This window comes from Paludisphaera sp. (assembly GCF_037189885.1).
Taxonomy (GTDB): Bacteria; Planctomycetota; Planctomycetia; order Isosphaerales; family Isosphaeraceae; genus Paludisphaera.
Genome location: NZ_JBBCIR010000003.1, coordinates 15763 through 42724 on the forward strand (window position 1 = coordinate 15763; position 26962 = coordinate 42724).

Genomic DNA, 26962 nt, shown 5'->3' on the forward strand with positions numbered 1-26962 from the left:
CCCTGCCCGCGTCGCGTGCCCACAGCCGCCAAAGTTGCCGACTCATGGTGTGATTGGCCGCGGGCGGACGCCCTGATCGGCTTGTCGACCCTTCCGATGAGAAGGCGACGGCCCGCGGAATCGAACGACCCTTAACGCACGTCGGGTGCCCGGCGCTCGCCGACGCATCTTTTTTCGATGCGCGCTTGCCGTGACTTGACCTCGTCGAAATCGCCCCTTCGTTAGCTCGGCGATTTTTCAGCGCCGAAAGACGCCGGGACGCGCCGATACATCGGGATTCCCGGCTTTCCATCTTTCCTAGTCGGATCATGTTCCCAGATGTGGGGTGCTATGCGGTGTGTAGGGGAAATCGGGAGGCTGTGCCGGGGCCCTCGCGGTGAGGTGTCGACATCGCTCGCTATTTGCGTCGTTGATTTGATCGACACCTCGGCATGCCGAATTTTGACGAAACTTCGACAGCGCCGTTCTTGCAGTTCAGCGCCGAAATGCTGATGATGAAGATGGCTTGCAGGTGGAATTGGGAAGGCTAGGAGATCTAGCTTTGGCCCGATGCCAGGATCTTCGGAGTCGGTTTGTAGGAGGCATGGGGTGATGCCCGTCGAGAGCGGATCACGGGCCTGGCGCTCGGCATGGGATGATGGCCCCTCGAATGGGGAGAGACCGGCGTCATGGTTGACGGAACGCTGGGCGGGCCTGCGGCTGTTTTATGTCGCGATCTCGGCCCTGGTCATCCTCTACTCGGCGATGGTGGTGGTCCATGTCGCCTGGATGGGGACCATCGGCGTGCGGTGCATGTTCGGGACGGTGGTCGAGGATAACGTCTCGCCGAACTATCGCTGGGTGAACGCCGAGGGGGAGGCCGAGAGTCCGCGGCGGGGGGATCTGCTGCTCTCGGTCGGCGAGGTCGACCTGGGGCGGGGCGACTACGCGGCTTACATCGCCGCGATGCGCGACCTGAGCGGCCGGGTGGGGCAGTGGGTCAACGTCCGTTGGATGGACAAGGAGACGGAGGAGATCCGCGCGGCCAAGGCCGAGGTGCGCTACACGCCCCAGGGCTCGTACATCTGGACGTGCCTGTGGTTCATCCAGGAGATGATGATCTTCGGCGTCGGGGCCTGGGTCTTCTGGAAGCGGCCCAACGACAGCTCCGCCCGGTGCTTCTTCGCCCTGTGCATCGTGACTGTCGGGGCGTTCATGGGGGGGTATCACTGGACGGAGATCGTGGGCCAGCCCTGGCTCATCTACCCGTTCGTGGCCTTCGCGCTGTTCGTGCCGGCGGTGAACCTCCATTTCTACCTGGTGTTCCCCCGGCCGAACCCCCTGCTCCTGCTCCACCGATGGCGGTTGCTGGGCGCGCTCTACGGGCTCCCCGCGCTCTTCCTGGGGGGGCTCTGGGGGAGCATGTACGCCTCGCGTTGGTTCCGCCTGAGCGACACCCCCTCTCGCGGGACGACGGCCCTGGAGATGATCCGGACGCTGGCGTTGAGCTACGTCTGGGTGGCCGTCTTGCTGTTCGGCCTCTGCGTGGTCTGCCTGGTGGTGAGCTATCGGCGGGCGCGAGGACGGCGGGAGCGGAATCAGGTCCAGTGGATCCTGCTGGCGACGGTGGCGTCGTCGGTCCTGATCGGCTACCTGATGGCCCAGACGGTGATCGACCCGTCGAACCTCGGCCGCGACAGCACGGCGTGGCCGATGTTCACGGTGTCGCTGCTTTATACGATCGCCCACGCCTTTAGCATCACGCGATACAAGCTGCTGCAGGTGGACGAGATCGTCAACCGGGGTGTGGCGTACTTCGTCTTCAGCGCGACGGCCGGACTGATCTACTCGGGGCTCCTGCTGATCAGCGGCAAGCTGATCGGCGACCGGCTGGCGTCGCTGGGGCCGTCGTGGGGGGCGGTGATGGCCACGGTCTCCGTGATCGTGGTGCTGGCGGTCTCCGAGGTGGTGCGGGGTCGGTTCCAGCGGGTGCTGGACCGGCGGTTCTTCCGCGAGAAGTACAAGTTCGACCAGGCGATGCAGAAGATGCGGCTGGCCGTCGGCAGCCTGGTCGACCGCGAGACGCTGGGGACGCGGCTTCTGGAGGGGACGGCGGAGGTGCTCCGGCTGGAGTGGGGCTCGCTCTACCTCTCCTCGGCCGACGGGGGCCGGTTCGAGCTGGCCGCGAGCCACGGCCCCTCGCCGGATGACGCCGTGCTGGAAGCGGGCCATCCGCTCATCGAGCGGCTGCGAAGGACGTCGTCGATCCGGGCGTCGCAGGCGGCGGGCTCGGTCGGCGCGGACGCGGCGACCGACGCCATGATCCGGCTGGGGGGGGACGCCGCGTGCGGGATCGGCGCCGACGGCAAGCTCGCCGGCGTGCTGGTCCTGGGCCCCAGGCGCAGCGGCCTGCCGTATGGCGACGAGGAGATGGCGTTCCTGGGCGCCCTCTGCTCCGTCTCGGCGATGGCGCTCCATTCGGCCGGCATCCAGGAGACCCTGGAGACCCTGAACCACGAGCTGCGCGACAAGGTCGACAAGATCGCCGAGCAGCAGCGGCGGATCCTCATCCTCCAGGACCAGCTCCGCGACCGCGCCGAGCGCGAGGCCGCCGCCTCGCCCGGCCAGGAGGCCGGCGGCGACGCGTCGGACCACGCCCCGGCCTTCGATCGGATCCGGGGGTCGAGCCCGGCGTCGCGGAAGATGCTGGAGATGGCGCGGAAGGTCGCGGCCAGCCCGTCCGCCGTGCTGATCCGCGGCGAGAGCGGCACCGGCAAGGAGCTGCTGGCCGAGGCCGTCCACGCCGCCAGCCCGCGCGCCGGCCGCCCGTTCGTGAAGGTCCACTGCGCGGCGCTCTCGCAGAGCCTGCTGGAGTCCGAGCTGTTCGGGCACGTGAAGGGGGCCTTCACCGGGGCCGACCGCGACCGCGTCGGCCGATTCGAGCAGGCCGACGGCGGCACCCTGTTCCTCGACGAAATCGGCGACATCAACCTGGAGGTGCAGACCAAGCTGCTGCGGGTGCTCCAGGAGATGTCGTTCGAGCGGGTCGGCAGCTCGCAGCCGGTGCGGGTCGACGTGCGGATCGTGGCCGCGACCCACCAGGATCTGGAGGCCCTGATCCGCGAGGGGAAGTTCCGCGAGGACCTCTACTATCGGCTCAACGTCATCCGGCTGACCACGCCCCCGCTGCGCGAGCGCAGGGAGGACGTCCTGGAGCTGGCGATGCACTTCCTGGACGTCTACGCGGCCCGGACGGGGAAGGTGCTGACGTACATCGAGCCGGAGGCCGTCGAGGCCCTCCTCGCCCACGACTGGCCGGGCAACATCCGCGAGCTGGAGAACGCGATCGAGCGCGGGGTGGTCCTGGCGGACGGGCCGTCGCTGACCGCGGCCGACCTGCCGGCGGAGGTCCGCCAGCCCCTGCGCCGGCGCTACCGACCCCGGGCGTCGACCGCCCCCGCGGTCGTCCCGTCGCGCCCGGTCGCGATCGCGAGGCGGCCCTCGCCCGCCCCCCCCGTCGCGACGCCGACGCCGGCCGCGGAGGCGGCGGACGAATGGGGGTCCGAGTTCGCGTCCTACGAGCGCCAGCGGCTGGTCGAGGCGATGGAGGAGGCCGAGGGCAACAAGAGCGTCGCCGCCCGGATCCTGGGGATGCCCCGCAGCACGTTCTTCAGCAAGCTGAAGAAGCACGGCCTGGCCTGATCGCCTCGGCTCGCCGTCGCGGCGGCCGGGTCAGTCGTGGTCGTCGATGCTCTGGTCCGAGTCGAGGGCCTCGATCGGGTTGCGCATCGGGCGGTTCGGGTCGTGCAGGCGGAGGAGCCGCGCCAGGAGCAGGAAGTTGTACGCGCCGTGGCAAGTCATCGACGTCAGCAGGTTCCCCGAAAAGACGCAGACGGTCCCCAGGTAGACCCCGAGCGCCAGCATCACGTAGAAGTACGGGATCGAGATCGGGTGCAGGGCGGCGAAGATGATGCTGGTGAGCAGCACGGCGGCGGGCGTCCCCAGCTCGGAGGCCAGGATCGGCTGGAACAGGCCGCGGAACAGCATCTCCTCGCCGACGCCCGTGGCGATCGCGATCAGCACCAGGTCGCCCCACCGGCTGTTGTTCAGCAGCGGCAGCAGCTCGTCCTCGAAGAACCGCTTGACCTGGACGAACCGCCCGAAGGGGTGCCGCAGCAGCGTCAGCATCGCGACCAGCGGAGGGACCGCCAGGACGGCCCCGAGCAGCGCCGCGCCCAGGTCCCAGGAGAAGTCCCGCAGCGGCGACCACGAGAGGAACCAGCCGAGCAAGACCGCCAGCGGCGCCAGGCCCCCCTCGCCGAACACCCCGAGGACGATGATCAGGTCATGCCCCGGCGCGTCCCCTTCTGGGTGCGGCTCCTCGTCGGCGTGGTCGAAGTCGTCGCGATCCTGCATCCGGCGCGTCCGCGGTGGCGGGCGGCGGGGCCCCCGCGGCTATCGCGGGGGCCATCTCGCCCGGCCTTCACCATATCTCACGGGGCTGGCGGTGTCGACCGCGCGGCATGATGGACGTGGGCTTGGATGCGGATCGGGGACGGCCGATGCATCCGGGGGACGCCGCCCCGCGTCTACTGGGCGATTATGTTCTTGACGCGGGGGTCGGCCAGGCTGATCCGCCGCTGTTGCAGGCCGTTGCGGCGGATGACGTAGAGCAGCGCCGAGTCGGTCTGGACGGCCTCGGGCTGGCTGAGGACGTGGAGGATGTGGTCGGGCCGGATGGTCTCCCAGTTCCGCTCGCCGACGTTCATGCCGACCAGGATGTCGCCGCGCTGGAGCGAGGCGGCGGCGGCCGGGCTGCCGGGGGAGACGGCCTGGATGAGCAGGCCGCCGCGGAGCTTGGGGTTCACGTTGGCGACGTCCTCGGTGGAGGCCGGCGCGGTCCTCAGCCCCAGGGACTCCCAGATCGGGTCGCCGGGCTCCAGCGACGCGAGGGACGCGCCCCGGGGGAGCGGGCGGACGTCCAGCGCCAGCGGGACCTCGGCGCCGCCGCGACGGACGACGACCTGGGCCGGCGCGCCGGGCCTGGCGTCGAGGAACGCCCGCTCCACGTCCAGGGCGTTGGCGACGGGCATCCCGGCGATCTGGACCAGCTCGTCGCCGGGCCGGATCCCGGCGGCCTCCCCCGGCCCCCCGCGCTGGACGTCGGCCGCGACGAGCACGCGATGGCCCCCGCGGAGGGTCTCCGCCGCCACGACGCCGTGCCAGGTGGCGGCGATCCGCCGCGTGCTGAGCATCTCGGCCGCGGCCCGCTTCACCTCGTCGACCGGCAGCGCGAAGCCGAGCCCCTGGGCCCCGGCCCTCACGGCCACGTTGATCCCGATCAGCTCGCCCTCGATGTTGATGAGCGCCCCGCCGGAGTTCCCCGGGTTGATGGCGGCGTCGGTCTGGATCAGGTTGCGATAGACCTGGTCGTCGGAGAGCGTCAGGTCCCGGTGGAGGGCGCCGATGATCCCGAGGGAGACCGTGTTCTCGTACCCGAAGGCGTTGCCGATCGCGATGACCGACTCGCCCAGCATCAGGTCGGACGAGGTGCCGATCGTGATGGCCTGGAGCGGCGAGGCGGGCTCGATCTTGATGAGGGCGAGGTCCATCACCGGATCGACCTGGAGCACCAGGGCGGGATAGGCCGAGCCGTCCAGCAGCTGGACCTGGATCCCCTGCACCTTGTCGACGACGTGGTGGTTGGTCAGGATGTAGCCCCGGCCGTCGACGATGACGCCCGAGCCCATGCCGTTGACGCGAGGGCGCTGGTTCTCCTCGGGCGAGAAGGGCCACCGGCTGCTGGACGCGGCCTTCTTCTCGCTGGAGATGTTGACCACCGCCCCCTTGGCCTTCTCGACCGCCTCGACCACCGCAGTCCGGCGGGCGCCCGCGACCGACGGCTCCGAGGCCCGCGTCGGGGCCGAGGCCGCCGGGGCGACGATCGCCAAGGCGCCCGCGACCAGCCCGACGCCCAGCCGGGGGAACGCCAGGCCGGCGCGGCGATCCCCCACTCCTCGGCGACTCCAGGGATTAGGCACGTTTGGTCCCCACTGCGTAGAGCGTCGGCTTCCCATCCATGACCCGGGGCCGGCGAGTCCGTCCGCCGCCCGCCCCGGTATTCCCGACGCCCTCTTGGATCGGTTCCCCCCCCCCGCGGCTTGGGCGCAAGTCGACCCCGATCCGGCCCATCCGTCGGCCGCTCCGCGACGACCCCGCGAACCCCGACAACCCTTCCATTTCCACCCCGGCGCGACAGGAATAAGCCGCCAGGTCCAACCCGTTCTCGCGCGGAATTCCTGGACACGGCCCGTCCGGACCCCGCGCGGCCGTCGATCCCGGACACCGCCGACGCCGTCCCCCGGCGGTTGGCTTCGTTCGTCATCGCGAAACACCCCATGGTTTCGATGCAAGGTGTTATTGGGTTAGAGCTTGGTGGCGATTCTGCGTTGGCTTCGTTCGTCGTTTTCGAAGTGGTGTTTGGATCCCCGAGCGTGCAACGCGCGTCCCCTCTCCCGCCGGGAGAGGTTGGCCCGAAGGGCCGGGCGGGGGTCGTCGGACAGTCGAGATAGCGGCGGTTCGTGGCGGGCGCGGCCGGCGCTATCCTACGAGGCGCGCCGACCCCCGCCCGCCGCTGGCGCGGCCGCCCTTGCCCGGCGGAAGAGGGGAGGAATCAGGCCGCCGCTGGTCGCCGCGAGATCAAGCCCGGCGAGACGCATGGCCCCCTGCCCTGTCTCTCGATCCCAGATTCCGAATTGCCAAGGAGCATCCTAACGCCCGGAATGATCCTCGGCGGGTACCGCGGGATTTCAGGTTTTCGGCCCGGCTCGGAATTTTTTCCCGGATCGTCGGAACCCCGGCGGCCCTCGCGGGCAGTGTACGATGGACGCGAGACGACCGACGGGGGCCGAGGATGGGCGAGCGAGACCGCGGCGCGATCGTTCAGGGGCTGGGGCGGCTGCTGAGCCGGGGCGTCGATCCCTCGGGGGACGGCGACCTGCTGGAGCGGTTCCGCGCCCGGCGCGACGAGGACGCCTTCGAGGCGCTGGTGAGGCGGCACGGGCCGATGGTCCGGGGCGTCTGCCGGCGGATCTTGCGCGACCCGGCCGACGTCGACGACGCCTTCCAGGCGACGTTCCTGGTCCTGGCCCGCAAGGGGCCCGGCCTGCGCGACCCGGATCGATTGGGGCCGTGGCTGCACGGCGTCGCCTCGCGCGTCGCCGCCAAGTCGCGGAGCCGGTCGGCCCGGAGCCGGACCGGGTCGCTGGCCGACGACATCCCGGCGCGGGACGACGGTCGGGCCGAGTGGTCCGACGTCATGCCGATCCTCGACGCCGAGCTGGCCCGGCTGCCGTCGGCCCAGCGCGACGTGCTCGTGGCCTGCCTCCTGAACGGCTCGACCGAGCAGGAGGCGGCGATAACGTTCGCCTGCCCGGTCGGCACGATCAAGAGCCGGCTGTCGCGGGCGAGGGAGGCGCTGAGGTCGCGGCTGGTCCGTCGGGGGATCGCCCCGGCGACGGCAACGCTGGCGGCTGCCTCGTCCCCCGGGTCGTTCGCGTCCCCCGTGTCCGCCCCCCTGCTCCGCGCGACGCTGGCCATGGTCGCGGCCCCGGCCGCCGTCCCGGCCGCCGTCGCGGCCCTGACCTCGGGAGTCGCGCCGATGATGCTCTCAAGGATCCTACTCTCGGGCGCCGCCATCGCGGGCGGCCTGGCCCTCGTCGGGCTTTCGGCGACCGCGTGGACCGCCGACCCGCCCCCGGCCCAGGAGGCGACGCGGCCCGCGTCGATCGCCAAGGCGGTGCCGGGGGATCGCGCCCAATTGGACCGCAACCTCAAGACGCTCCTCCTCGCCCTGCACAACCACCACGCGGCCGAGGGCTCATTCCCGCCCCCGGCGATCCGATCGGTCGACGGCCGCCCCCTGCTGAGCTGGCGGGTCGCGATCCTGCCGCTCCTCGACCAGCAGGAGCTGTACAACGAGTTTCGCCTCCACGAGCCCTGGGACAGCACCCACAACCGGCAACTGATCGCCAGGATGCCGGCGGTGTTCGAAACGCCGGGCCACCCCGCCCCCCCGGGCAAGACCCGGATTCGAGGGATCGACGCGCCGGGCGCCATGTTCGGGCCGCCCGACGAGGGCGGGCCGGCGGATGCCGGGATGATGGGCATGGGGGCCATGATGGGCACCGGGCCGGCGGACACCGGAATGATGGGGATGGGGGCCATGATGGGCGGCGGGGCACCGCCGGCGGACGCGACGGTCGCCGTCGAGAAGCCGACGGGGGGCGGAAAGGCCGAGCCCCAGGCCGCCCGGGGCATGGAGATCCGCGACGTGCTCGACGGGACCTCGAACACCGCGTTCCTCGTCGTGGCCGAGGACGCCGTGGAGTGGACCCGGCCGGGCGAGTTGAACGTCCCCGGCGGGATCACGCCGGGCGGCGACATGCCGGCGCTCGTCGAGGACGCCGACGGCTACATCCTCGGGATGGTCGACGGCGCGGTTCGGCGACTCCCCAGGCAGCCGAACCGCCGCGAACTACTCCTGCCGGCCCTGCTGACCCGCGCCGGGGGCGAGGTTCTCAGCTCCGAAATCTTCGGCCCCCCCCTCCCGGCCCCCCGCCCCGAACCGAAGGCCGGCCCCGAGCCGACGGCCCCCGCCTCGTTCGACCGCCGCCTCCGGCGCGTGGAGGAGAAGCTCGACGACATCCTGGACCGGCTCGACGCGCTGGCGCCGCCGAGGCCGTGAGCGGTCGAGGCTCATCGCGAGGCTCGGACGCTCGCGGGATGGGGCCGATCGCGCCTCTCCCGCGAGCGGGCCTCAGCCGCCCAGCAGCGACGACGACGCCTGCCCGTAGTGCTGATAGGCGCCCCAGGTCGCTCGGCGATCGCGCCCGATCAACCTCTCGCGGGCGGAGGCCATGGCCTTGCCAAGGTTATCGGGCCCCCTCGGAAGGAGGCGGGGGGCGGCGTCCTCGGTCCCTCGTCGCCCGGCCGGTTCGATGCCCAGGGCGCGGCAATAGAAGTAGTAGGCGAACCTCTGGCCCATGACGTCGTCCACGGGCCAGGCCGCCCCGATGTAGTTGGGGACCCCACGCGCGAAGAAAGCCTGGGCCAGGCTGACCCGCGACTTGACGCCGGCGTTGGGGCCGGCCCCGTCGAGCCTGGACGACTCGCAGGCGTTGGCGAAGACCAGTCGCGGCACCTGGCGGACCTTCAAGATCTCGTCCGCCGAGAGGACGCAGTCGCGCGAGAAGACCCACCCCTTGCGCGAGGTCGCCTCGTCGAACTCGCCGTGGCCAGCGTAGTGCACGACGTCATAACGCCGGTCCAGCAGCAGCGAAAGGATCTCCAGCGGGTCGCACGGCCCGACGCTCTCCAGGACCTGCTCGCAGCCCGGGATCAGCTGTCGCAGGCTCCATTCGTCGAACAGCGGGGGCCGGGTGGGATCCGCCGGGCCGATGCGGAGCGTCACCCGCAGGTCGAGCTCATCCCCCCTCGCCTGTCGCGCGAGCGTCGCCGCCTTCAGGACCGTCAGCCCCTCCTTGCGGGCGCTGGGGAGGGCGAGGTCGCCGTCGCAGGTGTCGGCGATGACCAGGATCCGCGGCGAGGAGCCCTCGACCGGCGGGACGCCCGGCGCTATCGATTGGAGGGTGCGGAACTGCCGAGTCACGCCCGGCTCCACGCCCAGGAACCGGACCCGGCCGTGCACGCGAACGGCCGCCATCTCCCAGGGGTAGCGGGCCGTCTCCTCGTCGAGGACCAGCGTGATCGGCGGGTCCCGCTCCAGCAGGTCGCGGTACTCTTCAGGGATCAAGTAATTGGAGAGCACAAGGCCGAACGTCTCCGGCTCCTCGCGCGGGCCCGGTCGGCCGACACGCTCGGGGAGCCGATCGAGGAAGGCCCGGGAGAGGAACTGGTTGCGGGCGGAGACCGCCGCCCCCCCCCCGCCGAGCGCGGCGAACTGGTAGACGACCCGATCGCCCGCCGCCACGCCGGCGTCGACCTGCGTGATCATCATCCGGGTCGGGGGGGCGTCGGGAGACGAGGTCTTCGGCGCCGCGCGCGTCGGGCGACGCTCCCACCCCTTCGCCTTCGCGTCGACCAGGATGCCGCTTTGTTCGTCTAGCTCCTTGGCCATGGAGTCGATGGCGTTCATCACCTCGTTACATTTGCCCAGATCCTGCTCGACGATCGCGATCGTCATCGCGTCGATGGACTTCGCGTCGCGCCCGTCGGCCTTGTCGGCCTTCGTCTCGTCGCCGTCCTGGAGGAGCCCGGGAATCCGCGCGAAGCCGTCGCTCAGCCCCAGGAGGAGGCTCTGGACGCAGGCGTCGACCGGCAGGCCGGTCGCCCCGGTGCCGATCAACGCGGTGGCGAATCGGCGCTTGCCCAGGCCGCGGATCGCGTAGGCGATGTTGGTCGCGAGGTAGCGTAGGTCGTCCCGCGAGAAGCAGCCGGCCTCGCCCATGCCCGCCAGGATCACGCCCGAATTGGCGATCTTCTCGGACGCCTTCTGGATCGGGATGTGGAAAAGGCAGCCGAGGTCCGAACTGACGATGCCTAGCCGGATCGCCTTCGTGAGCCATCGGCCCAGGAGGCCGTCAAGCTCGGCCACGAGGCCCGAGGGGGGCGTGTCGACATAGCGCCCGACGACCGCGATCACCCCTCGCTGCTCGAAGATCGACCCCCGGACGACTTCCACGTCGACTCGGATTGAGCGTCGCGGCGGGGGATCGCCGCCGCGGTCGAAACCGGGCGGCAGCGGGACCAGCCCGACCGGGTTGGGCGAGGCCGGGCCGGTCTCGGCTGGGCTGGGCGGCGCCGGCGCGAGGGCCGTCGTGGAGGCCGTCGCGCCGTTCGCTCCCGCGGCCGCCCGGCCGGACTGCTTCTTAGTCGTCATCTTGGTCGTCATGGGTGCCCTATCCAGGTTGACGAATCGTGGGGGGGGCGCCCGGCCGGACGCTCAGCGGCCGAACCAGTGGTGCTTCTTGGAGCGGAGCAGGTAGACCGGCTCGGCCGGGGCCTCGCGCACGTAGACGCGCTCCACCGGGGCCTCGCGGATCAGCACGCGCTCCACCGGGGCCTCGCGCACATAGACGCGCTCCACCGGGACGTCGCGGACGTACACTCGCTGCGTAGCGGCCTCCCGGGAGGCCGACTTCGTTTCGGCGGACCGGTCGGCATCGGCGCCGAGATATTTCAGCTTGCCGTCTTCCCCGTACCCGAACTCGCTCGCGGCGGACGACCCGCGATCGCTCGACTCCGCGAGGTCGTCGGCGACCGCGACGGGCACGTAGCGGCGCTCGTAGACCCGCGTCGTCTCGGCCGGGACGTAGCTCCTCTGGGCGGGCACGACGACGTAACGCTCCTTCTTGAAGTGCAGGCCGTCGGCCCGGGCGGGGGTGGCGGCCAGCAGCGCGGCCGTCAGGCCGAGGGCCAGGCCGGGGGCCCGGAGGGCGGCTGAGCTGGGGCGTTCCATGACTCTCTCTCCATGTTGCGTGGCTCCTTCCACGGTGGAATTCCTGGCGCTCGGACGGGCCGGCGGGCGTCGCGCCCGCCGGCCGCTCAATAGCCGTACGATTCGTAGATGACGATGTCTCGCGAGCCGAACAGCCCGCTGGAGCCGATCCCCCCCACCAGGTTCGAGAACCCCGGCGACTGGATGATCTGGAAGATCGGCGCGACGCCGGGCACGTCGAACTGCTGCGCCACGTCGCCGACCACGCCGGCCACGCCGAGGATCGTCTGCGCGTTGATGTTCGAGAGGAAGGACGGCCGGCCGGGGCGGTTGACAACCTGCGTGATGATGTCCGCGAGGGTCCTGTCGTCGGCGGGATCGAGCGTCGTGACGACGACGTTGAACCGTTCCTTGAGGAACTTGCGGAAGCCGTCCTCCCTCGGGGAGCGGACGTATTCGAGGAGCTCGCCCGCCCGTTGCTGGGCGTTCTTGCGGCGGTCGGCCCGCCGCGCGAAATCGTCGGCCTGCTCCAGATGGGCCCGGACGGCGGCGACGCGGTCCGCGGTGATGACGGCCCCTCCCGTCGGCGCCGGGGTCGACGGGCCCCCGAACACGACCGTCTCGGCGGCCCGGTTGACCTGGACCATGTCCCCCTCGGTCGGCGGCGAGGGGAAGTTGATCGCCATCCCCCTCAGGGCCCTGGCGAATTGCGGCGTGCGGGCGTACTGGACGAGCGCCGCCTTGCGCTCTTCCTGGTTCATCCTCCTCTCCGGCCCGTCCGGCGGGTCGACGAAGTAGATCGGCTCGATCAGCGCGTCCATCCGGCGGAGGTGCTCGACGACCTGGGGCAGGTTCGCGTCGGTGATGACCGAGGTCGTCCCCGGCGCGGTCGTCGCCGGCACGGCCGCGGCGCCAGAGCCCGCGAGGGCCACCAGCGGCTGGGGGGCCCCCGTCGCCTGGTCCACGCCGGCCTGCGGGACGTCCGAGCTCGAAGAGAGCGAGAGCCCCCGATCGACGGCGCGGCCGATCTGGAAGATCGCCGTGGGCTTCAGCTGGGCGAACTTCCTGGCCTTCACGGTCGGGACGAGCCTCGCGAGCACCTCGCGAACGAACTTGTCCTGCTTGATGTACACGTCGAGCAGGTACTCGCGCCTCTCCTCCGGGCTCATGCGGCGGGAGGCCCGCGGGCCGCCGTCGCGCACCTCGGCCCGGTCGAGGACCCGCTGGTTGAACTTGCGGAAGTACGAGGCCAGCGCCTCCACCCCCTGCTCCGTGATCTCCGCCGTGACGGTCCCGTGGGCGGGCAGGACGCCGTTGTTCAGGAGGAAGAGCCCTCGTGGGGCCAGCAGCTCAAATCCGTCGATCGTCGCGAGGGGGACGAAGCCCGCCCCGCCGTCGGGCGAGGGCTCGCCGCGCGGGGGCACGCCGGCGAGCGCCCCCTCGATCGCCTGGCCCAGCCGGTGCTTGTCGAGCTCCGTCAGCGCGTCCCGGCGGAAGTCGGGGATGAGCTCCTTCAACTGGGCCGGCAACCGGTCGCGACCGAGATACTCGTCGAGCAGGAACCTGACGCGCTCGTAAAGGTCCAACGTCCGGGTGATGTTGCCCTCCCGGACGCGGACGTGGTCGAGCCCCTCGGAGTTCACCCGCCGGAAATATCGGACCAGCGCCTCGACGGCGCGGGCGTCGCCGAACGGGCTGGCCTCGACGCCGGCGAACGGCGGGAGAACCGCCTGGTCCGCCGGCAGGGCGTCGTCGGGCACCACGATCCGCGCTTCGTTGGGCAGGCCAGGCAGCACACGCACCCCCTCGGCCGGAGCGTCGGGGGCTGCGGGCTCGGCCGGAGCGTCGGGGGCCGCGGGCTCGGCCGGCTCGGCGGGGGCCGGCTCGGCCGGAGCGTCGGGGGCCGGCTCGGCGGGGGCCGGCGCGCCGGCCGGAGCGGGAGGAGTCGGTGTGCCGGCCGACGCGGCGGGCGCCGGCGCGGGCCGCGTCGACGGGGCCTGCGTGGAAGTCCTACTGGCGGGTGCCTCCTCGCTCGGGGAGGTCGTGGCCGCGACTCCCGGCGAGGCGATCGTCGCGAGGGCGGCGGGGATGCCGGCGAGGATACCCAGGGAGACGAACAAGGACTTGTGAGAAGCCCAAAACATGGTGGATCGCCCTCGGGGACGGGTCTCTGGTCGTGGGACTGAGTTCGGAATGTTCACGCCTGCGGTCGCGGCCGGTCCGTCCGCCTCCGGGGATCGCAAGGAAGCCGAGGGCCGGAAGGCTCCATCCCTCCTCAATGGATGCCAACCAGATTGTGCAATTATGACACACTCAGATGGAAGCTCCAGTGATTTCGCCGATTTCGCCCCGCCAGGTTTCCCCCATTTCCCTCGGTTGCCAACGGGCCGTCTGGCGGATAGACTCTCGGAGACGTCTCGATCGAGATGGTTTCGCCCCGCTTTCGCCCTATCCGCACACCCCAACATCCCCGCGAGGCGCTCCAGCCATGGCAAGAGGAATCGCGCTTTCGGTCGGACTCAATCAGGTGAGCGCCTCGGCCTACCCCGGCGTGTCCGACCTGGGCGGCTGCGAGAACGACGCGAGGGACATCAGCCAGATGGCCAGGGCCGCGGGCTTCGAGGTGCGTCCCCCGCTGTTCTCGTCGTCGGGACGCCGGCGGGACGTGATCGGGGCCGTCGAGGGGATCGCCGCCCAGCTCGATGCCGGCGACATCTTCCTGTTCCATTACTCCGGCCACGGCAGCCAATTGCGAGACGCGGCCGACGGGGATCGGGAGCCCGACGGGAAGGACGAGACGCTCTGCCTGTTCGACGCCCAGATGATCGACGACGAGTTGGTGCGGCTCTGGATGCGGTTCAAGCCCGGGGTCCGCATCCTCTTCCTGTCGGATAGCTGCCACAGCGGCTCGGTGAGCCGCGTCATCCGGCTCCCCGACGAGGACACGGCCAATCGCGAACTGGTGCAGGCTCGGTCGGTCGTGGCACGCGAGCGTTCCACCGGGAGCGCCGGCGACCCCTTGCTCGACGCCGACCCGCGCCAGATCCGCCTCCGGACGCTGACCCAGGAGCAGGCCGACGCGGCGAACGACGCCCGGGCGAGCTTCTATCGATCCTTGCACGAAGGGATCCGGGCGTCCGGGGTCGTCGGCGCGAGGGACGTGCGGGCGAGCGTCCTGCTGATCTCCGGCTGCGGCGATAACGAGACCTCCAAGGACATCGGCACCAACGGAGCCTTCACCCGGGGCCTGCTCCAGACGTGGGGCTCGGGCTCGTTCGGGGGGACCTACAGGGATTTCCAGACGGCCATCCAGGGGCGAATCAGCGTGCGATTCTCCCAGAATCCCCAGATCTCCATGGTCGGCGCGGTCGACATCCCGTTCGCGGCCCAGAAGCCGTTCACGATCTCGGACGTGTGAGGGCGGCGAAGGAGGCCGGGCGGCACCGGCCTCCTCAGGGCTTCGGGCGGCAGTAACGGCAGCAACGCTCCGGGTGTTCCGGGGCCTGGCACAGCGCGAGGCCGACGAGGCAGAGCCCCGGCCGACCGTGGTCGTGCCCGCACGCGCCGGTCGCCGCGGCGAATGCCGTAGGGACGTAGATCGGCGCGGATGCCGGCCGGGCGGTCAGGTTCACGATCGCCCCATCAAGCGCCGCGAGGTCCGCCCGCGATAGTGCACCCCATCCTGGCCCGAGACGCCGCAGCAGGAATTCCGCGAAGCCGCCGGTCCCGCCCGCCCGGATGTACGCGGAGATCGCCGCGCGGCGTTCCTCGCGCGCCATGAGCCGCCCCAGGGCGGGCGAGGGCGTCGCCCGGAGGTAGTCGTCCCACTCGCGGAGATGATCCTCGATAATCGCTCGTCGATCCCAGGTAAGGGCGGATGTCACGCCGGACGGAGCGGCCCTGGTCCGGAGGGCCGCCTGGAGCGCGCCTTCCAGCACGGCCCGGGCGCTGGGGGAGCCAAGGTCGGTGATCTGGAGGCCGATTTTCTTGAGCTCGTCGCGGAACCCGCGGCGTCCCATCCATTGGGTCATCCCGAGTTCGATGTCCTCCCGATCGGGCGTCCCCGCCGTGGCGCCCGGCTTCGGATCGGACAGCCTGATCCTTTCGGTCTGTTCGGCGACATCGCGGAGGAGCTGGACGACGCGGGCGAACTCGGCGTCGTCGAGGTCGGACGCGGCGACCGACCGGAGGGTCCCGGACCGCCCCCATGGGGCCGGCGACAGCCCGGCCGGATCCCCATCCAGGGCGTCGCGGAGGCGCGCGTGATCGGCGGCGGAAAGCGCGATCGGGAACGCGGCGCCGTGGATCTCTCCGAGCTTGGCCTGGAACCCCGGCTGGTGGACGTACACGCCGAGCATGTAATCCCTCGCCATCTCGCGGGGCATGGTGCCGTATGTCCCGTCGGGCAGTAGAAATCGGCCGCTCAACTCGCCCTGTCGATACTCACGCCGCAGGATCGCGAGGACGGCCGCGAGCCTGGCCTCGCTCAGCCGGGAGAGGGGGACGCCGTAATAGACGGCGGGAGCCCACCCGGGCAGCGTCGCGGGGGCGGCGTCGAGCGCGTGCGCGGGGGGGGGGGCACCGTCGTCGGGGGCGGCTTCGGCCCCCTCCCCCGCCTCCGGTTCGAACGGGGGTGCCTCGGGGACCACGCCGCCGGGCACGAGCGGCGTAGCCACCGCCTGGGCGGTGGCTACGCCACGCGAGGCGATCAGCCCCAGGCAGGCTAGCGTGATTAGGGCAAGCAGCCGTCGGGAGGGGGCCGATCGTCCTCGAAGTGGAGGCATGTCTTCGTCTCCGGTGAATAGTGAGAGGGGATTGATGGGTTTGTGTCGGCTCCGTGGGATTTGATTGAAATTGTATCGTGGTTTGGCTAGGCTCGCAACGGCGCGGCCTTTTTGGGTGAGGCCCCATTGATTCGAGGCCGCGGCGCTCTATCCGATGGAGGCGGATCATGCCGAAGGCGATTGCACTGACCGTGGGGCTGAACGAACTCCACCCCGATGCCTATCCCGGCGTCTCCCCGCTCGCGGGGTGCGAGCAAGACGCGATGCGCGTCGCGGAACTCGCGGCACGCGCCGGCTTCGAGGCACGTGGCCCCCTCCTGTCGTCCAAGGCCACCCGAAGCGACTTCATAGACGAGGTCCTGCGCGTCGCGGGCGAACTTCGCGGGGACGGGGATATTTTCCTGCTCCACTACGCGGGGCACGGCAGCCACTGGCCCGACGACCCCGCGGGTGATCGGACTCACGACGAGGACGACGGCCGCGATGAGACGATCTGCCTCTACGACGGCCAGATGGTGGACGACGAATTGCTACGCCTCTGGGCGCACTTCCGCCCGGGGGTCCGGATCCTCGTCCTCGCCGACTGCTGCCATAGCGGCTCGCTCATCCGGGGCCGCTCGCTGCGGTCGCCCGTCGACGACGCGCCATCGTCGTCCACGCGAGGCCGGGGCCCGGACAGGTCCGACGCGGCCGTCCGCGGGACCAGGGCCGGTCAAGGCGTCGCCGGCGCCATGCTCCGCGACCGCATCCTGGACGACCGGGAGGCCGAAAGGGCCTACAACGCCCTGTCCGGTTTCTACGTGACTGAGATCCGGGACAAGCTGCGGAGGATGCGGCCGTTGGCGCTGGACGACCTGCCCTGCGGCGTGCTGACCATCGCGGCCTGCGAGGACTACCAGACGGCCAAAGAGGAAGGGACGGAGGGAGCCTTCACCCGGGCCCTGATCGACGTCTGGGATGGCGGGGCGTTCCAGGGCTCCTACGAGACGTTTTGCAACACGATCCGGGCGCGGATCCAGTCGCGTTACGGCCAGTCGCCCCGCATCCTGACGGGGGGACACAGGGGAGTGACCATCGAGTTCGCGCGGCAAAGGCCGTTCCAGATCTGAACCGGCCACGCCGGCGAGCCGGCCCCCCCCGCGAAAGTGAGGCGGCGGCTTGCCGGCGGGCCGGTGGGGAATGTCCAGAGTCGTCAGGGATTCTGGGGGCTCGGCGCGTTGAAGGGGACCGGGGGGTAGTACGGCTGCTGCGGCGAGACCGGCGGGGGATAGTAGGCGGGCTGCTGCGGCGCGGCCGGCGGCGCGTATTGCTGGGCGTGGCCGTGGCCGTGGTCGTGGGGGCAGCCGGGACGGCAGCCGTGGCGGCAGGGCGCGTGACCCTTGGCGACGCGGGCCACGATCGGCTCCTCCTCGATCTCATAGGCCGGTTCGGCCACCATGCGGGCGGCCGGGGCCGGCCGGGCCAGGCGGTAGGTCCTCTGGGTCTCCACCGCCACGTCCACTCGGGGCAAGGCGCGACGCCGCAGGCGCTCTCCGAACGCGCCGGCGACGCGGTCGAGGATGCCCGGCTGGACCAGCGAGAGTTCCGGCGCGGCCTCCGCGGCCCGGACGCGGACGGGCGGGGCCTCGCGCTCGACGACGACCTCGCGGGGCGCGGCCCGCTCGACGACGACCTCGCGGGGGGCCTCTCGCTCGACGACGACCTCGCGCGGGGCCTCGCGTTCGACGATCACCTCGCGCGGGGCGGCCCGCTCGACGATCACCTCGCGCTCGACCGGCGGCGGGGCGGCGCGCTCGATGATCACCTCGCGCTCGACCGGCGGCGGGGCGGCCCGTTCGACGACGCGCTCGGTGACGCCCCGGGAGATCAGGTTGCGAGGGGCGGGGGCCTCGCGCTCGACGACGACCTCGCGGACCACCTCGCGCGGGGCCTCGCGCTCGACGACGACCTCGCGGACCATCTCGCGCGGGGCCTCGCGGACGATCCGTCGCGCCGGGGGGGCTTCGCGGACGACCTCGCGAACCACCTCGCGAGGCGGGGCGTAGACCTCGCGGACCGGAGGCGAGGGGACGTACTTGGTGGGCGGAACCGGGACCGGCTGGGGGTAATACTGAGGCGTCGGCGGGGGATAGGCATACTGCTGGGGCGAGGGGGCGGGCTCATGGCCGTGGAAGAGTCCGGCCTTCGAGACCTCCTCGTCCCGATCCCGCGTCGCGGCGACCGTGGGCCGGGGAGCCTCGGCCGAGAGGAGGCCGATGCCGTGGAGCCATCCCGCGAGCCCCTCCGGCCCCAGGTCGCCGCGATACGACGCCACCATCGCGAGCCGATTCCCCTCGCCGCGACGATAGGCGACGAAGGTCGGGAAGGTCCGGGCCTGGAGCTTGGCGGCCTGCTCGGGGTCTTCCTCGACGCACAGCTCGGCCAGGCCCACGCGCCCCGCGAACGGCCCGGCGGCCTTCGCGTCGAGGATCGACCGGGCGGCGGCGCGCGACTCCGGGACGGCCTCCGACGTGACGATCAGGACCGTGGGGATCCCGCGGCTCTGGGTCTGGCGGGCGACCTCGCTCCAGCCGGGCTCCTCCCCGCCGGCGGCCCGCGTCGGCCCGGCGTCGGGCGCCTGTCCGACGGCCGATGGTCCCGAGAGGGCTCCCAGGACAAGCATCGCGAGGGCCCACCGCCCGCCCCGCCGTGTCAAGGATCGAGGCCGGCGCGGGGCCCGATTGCGTTCCATGCTCATCGTCCTCTCCCTTTGAGGCCCGTGGCCTCCGCTCGATCACCGCTCTCCATCGCGTCGTCGCGACCGGCCGCCTCGGGGCCGAGCGACCGGAAACCCCTCGCCACCCCGCTGAACACCTCGGCCAGTCGCTCCTTCTGCTGGGGCGAGAGCGGGCGGGCACGCGCCTCCGGCCTCGCCAGGTCGAGCCCCGCCCCACGCACGGCCTCGATCAGCCGTTCCGTCAGGGGCTCGAAGACGAGGCGGTCCCAGTCGTCGCGCACCCCGTCGTCGGCGGGCAACGCCGATTCGATGCGGCGGGACAGCTCGGACAGGGTCTCCTCGTAGCTCTGATAGAGGGGGAGCCGGGACTCGACGCCCTCGAAGGCCTCGGCGACCTCTGGCGCGAGTTCCGCCCCTCCGGCCACGGATTCGGCGCGGACCCGCGCGAAGGCCTCGATCGACGTCGAGGCCGCCTCGCCCGATCGTCGAGGGGCCCGCGACCGCGGCGCCGTCGGCGGGCTCGCCATCACCGAGACGAGGACTTCGTCCGGCTTCGAGATCTCCCGATCGCAGGCGATGACCAGCACGAAGCGGTAGACCCCCGGGGCCGTGGGGACGAAGGAGCAGATCCACGACTCCTCGACCAACTCCGTGACCGGCGGCCCCTCGACCTGGATCCAGCGGAAGGCGGCCCGATCGCGGGGCTTGCTCCGGATCCCGTTCAGCGTCACGCGGCGGCCGACGACGGCCACCTGGTCGTCGCCCGCGTCCGCGACGGCGACCGGCGGGGCGGGCTCGGCGTGGAGCAGGAGCGGGATGTCCAACGGGGCGCGGTCGATCCCCCCCCGCCCCGCGGCGACCAACTCGAACGCGAGTTCCTTCGCGTTGCCGGGGACCATGACCGAGACCTCGCTCGCGGCGGGGTCGTCGAGACGCACCGCCGGACCGGCCGTCTGGGTCCAGCGGTACTGGAGATCCTCGCCCCGCGACTCCGTCGCGCTGAGCGTGATCCGCAGGCCCGGCGCCGCCGTCCCCTGGAAGCGAGGCACGGCCTTGGTGGCGGCGTTCGCGCGCCCCGCGTCGAGGGGGGCCGGCACCGGGTCGAGGGGGGGCGGCTCCGCGCCCGGTCGGCCGGCGTCGGGGCCGTCTTCCATCGGGCTGGCCGCGGCAAGGCGAGGGGCCACCCCCCCGCGGAGGAGAAGCCCACCCGCGACGACCGCGACCCCGAGGACGACGAATAGACCTCGACCTCCCCGGATCGTCTGCATCGATTCGGCACCGCCGGCCATGGGCGCCCTCCTTGAGCCTACTTGCCCGGATTCTTCGCTACCTGTTTCGACAGGCGCACCATCCTTGCTTGAGCCGTTAAGGCCGGAATAATCTGTTTGTCCGGTTTTGTCGCGGCCGATCTCCAGGTCCGGCGAGATTTCATCTTCCGAGCAGACCCTGTCGACTTAATCTAAGAATCTGCCGCGGAATAGTTTGAAACGATCCATGGCGGCTTTGTTGGTGGGAACCGATCCGATCCCGCCATCCTCCCAGCCAGATCCACGGTCAGTGGGCCTCCCCGCCGTTTTTGAGGCCGCAATCCAGTCGGCGGCTTGCCGGGGGGCACGGTCGGTGCGTCCGTCTTCGCGGCGGCCGTGCGCTGAATCCCGCTTCCGGCCGCCGGGTGTCGGTCCAGATCGTCGAGCAGGAACGATCCGCCCGGAATAGTCCGAGTCGGGCTCGCCGAGACTCCGTGGCTCTCCAGGCCGACGTGGAGAGACCTCTAGAGTTGGCGCGAGGGTGGCAAGGGCATCAATCTGATCGCCCTGTCAGCCCCCTGTTCAACCGGCCCTTCGGCCCCGGCGGCCGGGCCGACGGAGCCCGTCGACCTCGACCGGCGTCTCCACCGCGTGGAGGAGAAGCCCGACCCGATTGGGGACCGGCCCACCGCGCCGCCGCGGCCGCCGGCGGCCGGTCCTCGTTAGGTCCGTGCCCCTGGCGGGGGAAGATTACCGGGGCGTTGGAGGGAGGGCCAGCGAGGCAACCGGCACCGTTCGGAGCGGCCTCTCAAGAGGCACCGGCCTGAGCATGTTTCCGAAACGCGTGGCTCCCGGGGCTGCTCCCCACCTCCGACGCCGCCGGAGCCCGCCCCCCGTTCCGAGGGGGAAGACCGTCGGGATCGAGCCCCGCGACGACCGGGATGGTCGCCGCGAAAGGCTCTCGTTGGCCGCGACCGGTTACTCGATCGTCACCTTCACGGCGTCGGCGGAGTTGGGGAAGCGCAGGAGGGCGGTCTTGGATGCCTCGTCCCAGGCGACTTCGGCGGGCTGGCCGGCGACGGTCGCCGAGGTTGGGGCCTTCGGGAGGCGGACGCGGACGGAGGCGGTGATGTTCTCGGGGCCGCGGGCGAAGAAGCTCAGGCCGTCGCCGGCCGGCGTTTCGTCGGTGACGCGGCAGGCGGCGGCGACCACCTTCGGGCGATCGGTCGGGACGCGGTCCAGGTCGATCAGGAGCGAACGCGAATCCGGCGGGAGTTCCACCGTCTCGCGGACCGTCAGCTGGGCGTCGAACAGGTCGACGAACCGGCCGCGCAGGACATGGGGCGACTCGCCGGGCTTCGACTCCAGGCCGGCGGCGATCACGTACGGGCCGCGATGCAGGACGAGGTGGTTCGTCTCCTTGTAGTCGAGGCTGGCCGCGGCGCAGGCACGCTCGATCAGCTCGCGGACCTCGGTCGCGCCTTCGGCCTTGCGGCTCAGGGCGGCGGGGCTCGACTCGGCCCAGATCAGGCGGCCGTCGCCGACGGCGTGCTCGCCGGGACTGGCGTCGCGGCCGACCCCCAGCGCGTCGAAGAGCGCCTGGCGGGGGTTGGCGAAGTTGGGGCCACCCTCGGCGTTCCACCAGGACCGGATGTCGTTGTACGGGTCCTTGTCGTCGTCGACGAAGACCAGGACGCCCCCCGCCTTGACCCATTCGGCGAGGACCGGGTCGGCGGCGTTCGTCAGGGGCTTCATCCCCTCGTAGGTCATCAGGAGGACCTTGTACCGCGAGAGGTCGTCGACGGTCCGCAGGTTCTCGAGCTGGACGGGCTCCGTCGGCAGCCCGCGCTGGATGCACGGCAGGGCCAGACCGAAGAAGTTGCCGAGGTGCGAATCCGACGGCTTGAACCCCTCGCGCTGGAACATGAGGGCGTCGGAGACCACCAGGCCGATCCCGCGCGTGCCGGAATCCCAGGCGATCTCGGGCTGGTCCATGTCGTTCAGCGCGTTCATCACGCCGATCAGCTCGGTGGCGTAGTCGGGGGGGATGGGGATCCGGTCGGAGTCCTTGAACCGGCGGCGACGGCCGAAGAGGGAGGGGTCGGGCTTCGCGCCGGGGGCGGGATAGCGGCCGTGGAAGACGCGCTCAGGCCAGGGGACGACCTCGAACCGCGTGGTCTCCGGCCAGAAGAGCGAGGCGACGACGGTGGCGCGCCAGTTGGTCTGGTAGTCGCCCCAGTCGTGGTTGGGGTCGTCCTCGATGGGGTCGTGCAGGAACCAGAGCCGGCCGTGGGTCCCGCGGGTGACGGCGGTCATCGAGCCGTACTCGAAGAACGCGGTCTGGAAGGTGCGCTCGGCCTCCTTCCCCTCGTAGAAGTTCTTGGACCGCGCGGTGCCGGTCCAGACCTGGGCGATGAAGCCGTCGGCGCCGACGGTCAGCAGGCTGGACTCGGGGCTGACGATGCACCAGAGGGCGTAGTTGACCAGGCTATGCGTGGGGACGTAGCACTTCACGTCCTTGCCGGTCTTCTTGTTGTGCTGCTTCACCGCGTCGAACACCTGCTCCAGGGCGTCGCGGTAGAGGACGTACTTGAGCTTGCTGGCCTTGTACTGGGCGTCGGCCGACTCGTGGGGCGGCGCCCACTCTTCCTTGTAGTGCTCGCGCCAGGCGCGCTTGAAGCCCTCGGAGTAGCCGGCGCGGGCCCAGAATTCGGGCTCCTCCAGGTGGATCCCCTCGGCGCCGGCGTCGATGGCGCGGAGGACGCCCTGGGAGAGGTACTTGCCGAACTCGGGGCCGGGGCACATGTAGTAGACGTCGCCGCCGTGGGAGATGACCTTGCCGTGGCGGTCGGTCTGGGCCTCGTCGACGTGCTCCTTGCCGTCGAACCGGCCGTAGAGATAGTCCTGGTACTCGCCCCAGGAGACGCCGGTCATCAGGTGGACGATGTACCCGCGCTCCTTCCACTGGCGGCTCCGGTCCGGCATGCTGGCGTCGATGCCGTAGACCATCGCGACGTCGGCCGGGAGCTGGAGGCCGGGGTCCCACTTCGCGTGGGTCTGGAACGAGGTCCGTTCCTCCCCCTGGCGGGGGTCGGGCGTCTGGGCGGGGGTGGAGGTCGGGGCGGACGCGGCGAGCACGCCGAGGATGAGCGAGAGGGGGAGGGATTTCCTCGCGATCATGGCGGGTTCTCTCAGGGGTAAGGGGCGGGGGCGAGGCCGCGGGTCCAGGAGGCCGGGGCCTCGCGGCCGACGACGCGGGCCTCGTGCCGCAGGAGCCAGAGCTTGCGGTCGAGGCCGCCGCCGAAGCCGCCGAGGCGGCCGTCGGCGGAGATGACGCGATGGCAGGGGACGATCACGGCGATCGGGTTCCGGCCGTTGGCCGAGCCCACCGCGCGCGTCGCCTTCGGGTCGCCGACGCGGCGGGCCAGCTCGGCGTAGGAGATGGTCTCGCCGTGGGGGATCTTCAGGAGTTCCCCCCAGACGCGGCGCTGGAAGTCGGTCCCTTCCATCAGGAGCGGCAGGTCGAACCGGCTCGGGCGCTCGGCGAAATAGTCGTCGAGCCGCGCCCGGACGTCGTCCAGGAACGGCCCGGCGGCACCCGACTCCGCCCCTTCCAGCAGCGGGTCGGACGGGTCGTCGATCATGCGCAGGCCGCGGAGGCGGTCGCCCTGGGCCTCCAGCAGGAGGACGCCGATCGGGCTGGCGAAGCGGGCGCGGCGGGCGTCTGGCATGCGGGCGGTCCTCCTTCGCGGTGGACCCGCCATTCTACCGGATCGGGCCCGTCGGTCGACCGGTCGCTCAGTTGAACAGGAAGTGGCAGATGTCGCCGTCCTGCATGACGTAGGCCTTGCCCTCGACGCGGAGCTTGCCGGCGGCGCGGATGTCCTTCTCGGACTTGTAGGTCTCCAGGTCGTCGAGGGTGTAGACCTCGGCGCGGATGAAGCCCTTTTCGAAGTCGGTGTGGATCACCCCGGCCGCCTGGGGGGCGGTGGCGCCGATGGGGACGGTCCAGGCGCGGACCTCCTTCTCGCCGGCGGTGAAGTAGCTCTGGAGGCCCAGGACGCGGTACGCCTCGCGGGCCAGGACCGCGAGCGCGGGCTCCTCCAGGCCGGATGACTGGAGCATCTCCAGGCGGTCGGCCTCGTCCAGCTCGGCGATCTCGGACTCGAGCTTGGCGCAGACGGCGACCACGCCGGCGCCGGTCTCCTTCGCGCGGGCGCGGACCTTCATGGCCAGCGGGCCCTCGCCGGCCAGGTCCCCCTCGTCGACGTTGGCGACGTAGAGGATCGGCTTGGCGGTCATCAGGCCGAAGCTGGCGATGGCGGCCTGCTCCGGGGCGTCCAGGGTGGTCAGGGTGCGGAGCGGCAGGTCCTTGCCCAGGTGCTCCAGGCACTTCTTGATGGCGTCGACGCGGGCCTTGGCGTCCTTGTCGCCGCTCTTGGCCGTGCGCTCGGCCTTCGGGAGCGCGTTCTCCAGCGTCTGGAGGTCGGCCAGCATCAGCTCGATCTCGACGACCTCGATGTCGGAGATCGGGTCGACCGCGCCGGCGACGTGGACGACGTCGGGGTCCTCGAAGCAGCGGACGACCTGGAGGATGGCGTCGACCTCGCGGATGTGGCTGAGGAACTTGTTCCCCAGCCCCTCCCCCTCGCTGGCGCCCTTGACGATCCCGGCGATGTCCACCAGCCGAAGCGCCGCGGGGACCAGCTTCTTGGGGACGATGTGCCGGCTGATCCGCTCCAGCCGCCCGTCCGGCACGCTGACGACCCCCTCGTTGGGCTCGATCGTGCAGAACGGATAGTTCGCGCTCTGTGCCGCCTTGGAGCTGGTCAGCGCGTTGAACAGCGTGCTCTTCCCGACGTTCGGCAGACCGACGATGCCAGCCCTCATAGCGACGCGACGCCCTCATCCCCAGATGGTCCGAACCCCAACGACGACGGCCCGACGGCCGGTCGAATCGGCCATCGTACCCGCGCGGGGGCCTCGGCGTCTTCCCCGGATTCCCGGCGGCCATCACGTCCCCCGCCACGGATTGATGACGAGGGCCCCGCTCTGCTCGAAGTGCCTCGCGTTCCGCGTCATGACGTGCATCCCGTGCCGGAGGGCGGTCGCCGCGAGGAGGCCGTCGACCGGGGGGATCGTGAGCCCTTTCTTCTGGGCGCGAGCCGTCAGCTCGCCCCAGATGCGGGCGGTTTCGGCGTCGAGCGGGAGTACTCGATCTGCATACTGGTCCTCGACCCCGGCGAGCCATCCGGCGAGATAATCCTTCTTCCGGCCGGGGGCCATGAGGGCAATCCCTTTCACGATCTCCCCCAGGGTGAGCACGCTCAGGAAGACGTTCGCCGTGGGGATCCCGGCGAGGGCCGCATGGACCGTCGGGGAGCCGTCCGGCTTGACAAATTCGGCCAGAATGTTGGTGTCGAGGAGAACCCTCACAGGTCGATATCCCGGCCGGGGCCCTGGTCCCTGGTCAAATCCAGTTCGTCGAGGCCGACTCCCAGGCGGAGATACTCCTTGAAGTCGAGCCGCTTGCCCGTGAGTTCGGCGTACTTCTCGGCCGAGACCACCACCACGGGTTCTTGCAGCCCGGTGATCGTCTGCGGGCCTTCGGTCACGGCGAGGCTCATGACCTCGGTCAATCGGTCCTTGAATTCGTCGAGATTCCACGTCATCGCATGGGCCTCCTTGTCGGCAAGGCTAGCCGGGCCGTCGCCGAATTATCGAGCGGGCGGCATGCTCCAGCAAGGTTCGACGGGCGAGCCCCGTACTACGTTCTATTGTAGGCATGGACCGAGCCCCCCGATCCACCATCATCCGATCCGCGGACGCGTCCCATGAGATCGCTCATCGTCATCGTCGCGTGCCTGATCCCCGGGGCCTGGACGCGCGCGGAGGAGGGCGAGGAGCCGGCGAGGGTCGGGGGGCTGGAGAAGGTCTCGCGGACGCTGGGCGTCCCGATCGTGGCGCGCACGGCCGACCTCCGGGTCGACACGCCGTTCGGGCCGATCACCGCCTCGCCGGCGGGCGAGGGGCTGGACGGCTTCGCCGCGGTGCTGGCGGACGAGCTTTCGATCTATCCCCGCGCCCTGATGGAGCGGTCGCGACTGCGACGGATCGTGCTGGCCTCCGACCTGGCGTTCAACGGCCAGCTCCGGGGGGCGATCCCCGACTACGGCAACGACGCCCTGTATTACGACGTCACGCGCGGCTCGCACAGCCTGCCATACCGCAAGGCGGCCATCCATCACGAGTTCTACCACATCGTCGACTACCGCGACGACGGCGAGGTGTACCGCGACGACGACTGGTCGGCGCTCAACCCGCCTGGCTTCAGCTACGGGAGGGGCGGGATCAACGCGCAGGACGACGCGCTCGGCTTCTTCCTGGTCGACGACACCCCCGGCTTCCTCACCAGCTACGCGACCTCCGGAGTCGAGGAGGACAAGGCCGAGGTCTTCTCGCGGATGATCGTCGCCCCGCGCGAGGTCGCCCGCCGCGCCCGGGCCGACCCGGTTCTGTCGCGGAAAGTCGCGCGCATGAAGTCGCTGATGAAGGGCTTCGAGCCGAGCATCGACGACGCCTTCTGGGAGCGCGTTGCAGATCGCGAGCCATGATGCAAGCCCTCGCCTGAGGTGCACCTAGTGGTCTACCGCTTTGAAGGTTGTGGGTAGAGGTGAGCCAGCCTCCGGCGGGCGTCGGCCACCCGGAAGCTCCACTTGACCTGCACCCTCGACCGGTTCCGCTCCTCCTCCCACGGCTCGACCTGGGCCGACACCGC

The 26962-nt window shown here is 71.1% G+C and carries 19 protein-coding genes; 6 read left to right on the forward strand and 13 right to left on the reverse strand.

The features are described 5' to 3' along the window. Positions 1-672 precede the first annotated feature (672 nt). Complete coding sequence (locus WG209_RS00540) at positions 673-3681, forward strand: sigma-54-dependent Fis family transcriptional regulator (protein WP_337173030.1); 3009 nt, start codon at positions 673-675, stop codon at positions 3679-3681. A gap of 30 nt (positions 3682-3711) precedes the next feature. Here WG209_RS00540 and WG209_RS00545 read toward each other — a convergent pair whose 3' ends face one another. Both WG209_RS00545 and WG209_RS00550 read right to left on the reverse strand, forming a co-directional pair. Then, positions 3712-4395, reverse strand: a complete 684-nt coding sequence (locus WG209_RS00545; protein WP_337173031.1) for a CPBP family intramembrane glutamic endopeptidase — start codon at positions 4393-4395, stop codon at positions 3712-3714. A gap of 173 nt (positions 4396-4568) precedes the next feature. Beyond that, complete coding sequence (locus WG209_RS00550; RefSeq protein ID WP_337173032.1) at positions 4569-5993, reverse strand: trypsin-like peptidase domain-containing protein; 1425 nt, start codon at positions 5991-5993, stop codon at positions 4569-4571. An 899-nt stretch (positions 5994-6892) separates the two neighbouring features. On the opposite strand from WG209_RS00550, the gene WG209_RS00555 reads away from it, so the two are divergent. Continuing rightward, on the forward strand, positions 6893-8725 hold the full coding sequence (locus WG209_RS00555; RefSeq protein WP_337173033.1) for a sigma-70 family RNA polymerase sigma factor: 1833 nt from the start codon (positions 6893-6895) through the stop codon (positions 8723-8725). Between the two features lie 72 nt (positions 8726-8797). Here the strand turns inward: WG209_RS00555 and WG209_RS00560 are convergent, their stop codons facing one another. The 3 genes from WG209_RS00560 to WG209_RS00570 form a co-directional block, all read right to left on the reverse strand. Next, positions 8798-10891 (reverse strand): CHAT domain-containing protein, encoded by a 2094-nt coding sequence (locus WG209_RS00560; RefSeq protein ID WP_337173034.1) that lies wholly within the window; start codon positions 10889-10891, stop codon positions 8798-8800. 51 nt (positions 10892-10942) lie between these two features. After that, the gene (locus tag WG209_RS00565) at positions 10943-11458 is read right to left on the reverse strand and encodes a hypothetical protein (RefSeq protein ID WP_337173035.1); all 516 of its coding nucleotides are present in this window, start codon (positions 11456-11458) and stop codon (positions 10943-10945) included. 86 nt (positions 11459-11544) lie between these two features. Further along, entirely contained in the window at positions 11545-13233 is a 1689-nt protein-coding gene (locus tag WG209_RS00570) for a hypothetical protein (protein ID WP_337173036.1), read from the reverse strand. Between the two features lie 154 nt (positions 13234-13387). Here WG209_RS00570 and WG209_RS00575 point away from each other — a divergent pair, with 154 nt between their 5' ends. After that, positions 13388-13567: a hypothetical protein gene (locus WG209_RS00575; RefSeq protein ID WP_337173037.1), complete on the forward strand. Its 180-nt coding sequence runs from the start codon at positions 13388-13390 to the stop codon at positions 13565-13567. A gap of 358 nt (positions 13568-13925) precedes the next feature. Then, the gene (locus WG209_RS00580) at positions 13926-14855 is read left to right on the forward strand and encodes a caspase family protein (protein ID WP_337173038.1); all 930 of its coding nucleotides are present in this window, start codon (positions 13926-13928) and stop codon (positions 14853-14855) included. 34 nt (positions 14856-14889) lie between these two features. Here WG209_RS00580 and WG209_RS00585 read toward each other — a convergent pair whose 3' ends face one another. Beyond that, on the reverse strand, positions 14890-16221 hold the full coding sequence (locus WG209_RS00585) for a hypothetical protein (protein ID WP_337173039.1): 1332 nt from the start codon (positions 16219-16221) through the stop codon (positions 14890-14892). A 167-nt stretch (positions 16222-16388) separates the two neighbouring features. Between WG209_RS00585 and WG209_RS00590 the strand changes: the two genes are divergently transcribed. Further along, the gene (locus WG209_RS00590) at positions 16389-17330 is read left to right on the forward strand and encodes a caspase family protein (RefSeq protein WP_337173040.1); all 942 of its coding nucleotides are present in this window, start codon (positions 16389-16391) and stop codon (positions 17328-17330) included. Positions 17331-17413: 83 nt separating this feature from the next. On the opposite strand, the gene WG209_RS00595 is transcribed toward WG209_RS00590, so the two are convergent. The 7 genes from WG209_RS00595 to WG209_RS00625 form a co-directional block, all read right to left on the reverse strand. Continuing rightward, complete coding sequence (locus tag WG209_RS00595) at positions 17414-18883, reverse strand: hypothetical protein (RefSeq protein ID WP_337173041.1); 1470 nt, start codon at positions 18881-18883, stop codon at positions 17414-17416. Between the two features lie 71 nt (positions 18884-18954). Next, positions 18955-20226: a hypothetical protein gene (locus tag WG209_RS00600; protein WP_337173042.1), complete on the reverse strand. Its 1272-nt coding sequence runs from the start codon at positions 20224-20226 to the stop codon at positions 18955-18957. Between the two features lie 936 nt (positions 20227-21162). After that, positions 21163-23364, reverse strand: coding sequence for a hypothetical protein (locus WG209_RS00605; RefSeq protein ID WP_337173043.1), 2202 nt, complete (start codon positions 23362-23364; stop codon positions 21163-21165). An 11-nt stretch (positions 23365-23375) separates the two neighbouring features. Continuing rightward, on the reverse strand, positions 23376-23915 hold the full coding sequence (locus WG209_RS00610) for a methylated-DNA--[protein]-cysteine S-methyltransferase (RefSeq protein WP_337173044.1): 540 nt from the start codon (positions 23913-23915) through the stop codon (positions 23376-23378). 67 nt (positions 23916-23982) lie between these two features. After that, the gene (gene ychF / locus WG209_RS00615; RefSeq protein WP_337173045.1) at positions 23983-25074 is read right to left on the reverse strand and encodes a redox-regulated ATPase YchF; all 1092 of its coding nucleotides are present in this window, start codon (positions 25072-25074) and stop codon (positions 23983-23985) included. Between the two features lie 123 nt (positions 25075-25197). Further along, the gene (locus WG209_RS00620) at positions 25198-25620 is read right to left on the reverse strand and encodes a type II toxin-antitoxin system VapC family toxin (protein WP_337173046.1); all 423 of its coding nucleotides are present in this window, start codon (positions 25618-25620) and stop codon (positions 25198-25200) included. Then, the gene (locus WG209_RS00625) at positions 25617-25856 is read right to left on the reverse strand and encodes a type II toxin-antitoxin system prevent-host-death family antitoxin (protein WP_337173047.1); all 240 of its coding nucleotides are present in this window, start codon (positions 25854-25856) and stop codon (positions 25617-25619) included. The genes WG209_RS00620 and WG209_RS00625 overlap by 4 nt, the downstream gene beginning before the upstream one ends. 162 nt (positions 25857-26018) lie before the next feature. Here WG209_RS00625 and WG209_RS00630 point away from each other — a divergent pair, with 162 nt between their 5' ends. Further along, complete coding sequence (locus WG209_RS00630) at positions 26019-26798, forward strand: hypothetical protein (protein ID WP_337173048.1); 780 nt, start codon at positions 26019-26021, stop codon at positions 26796-26798. Positions 26799-26962 lie beyond the last annotated feature (164 nt).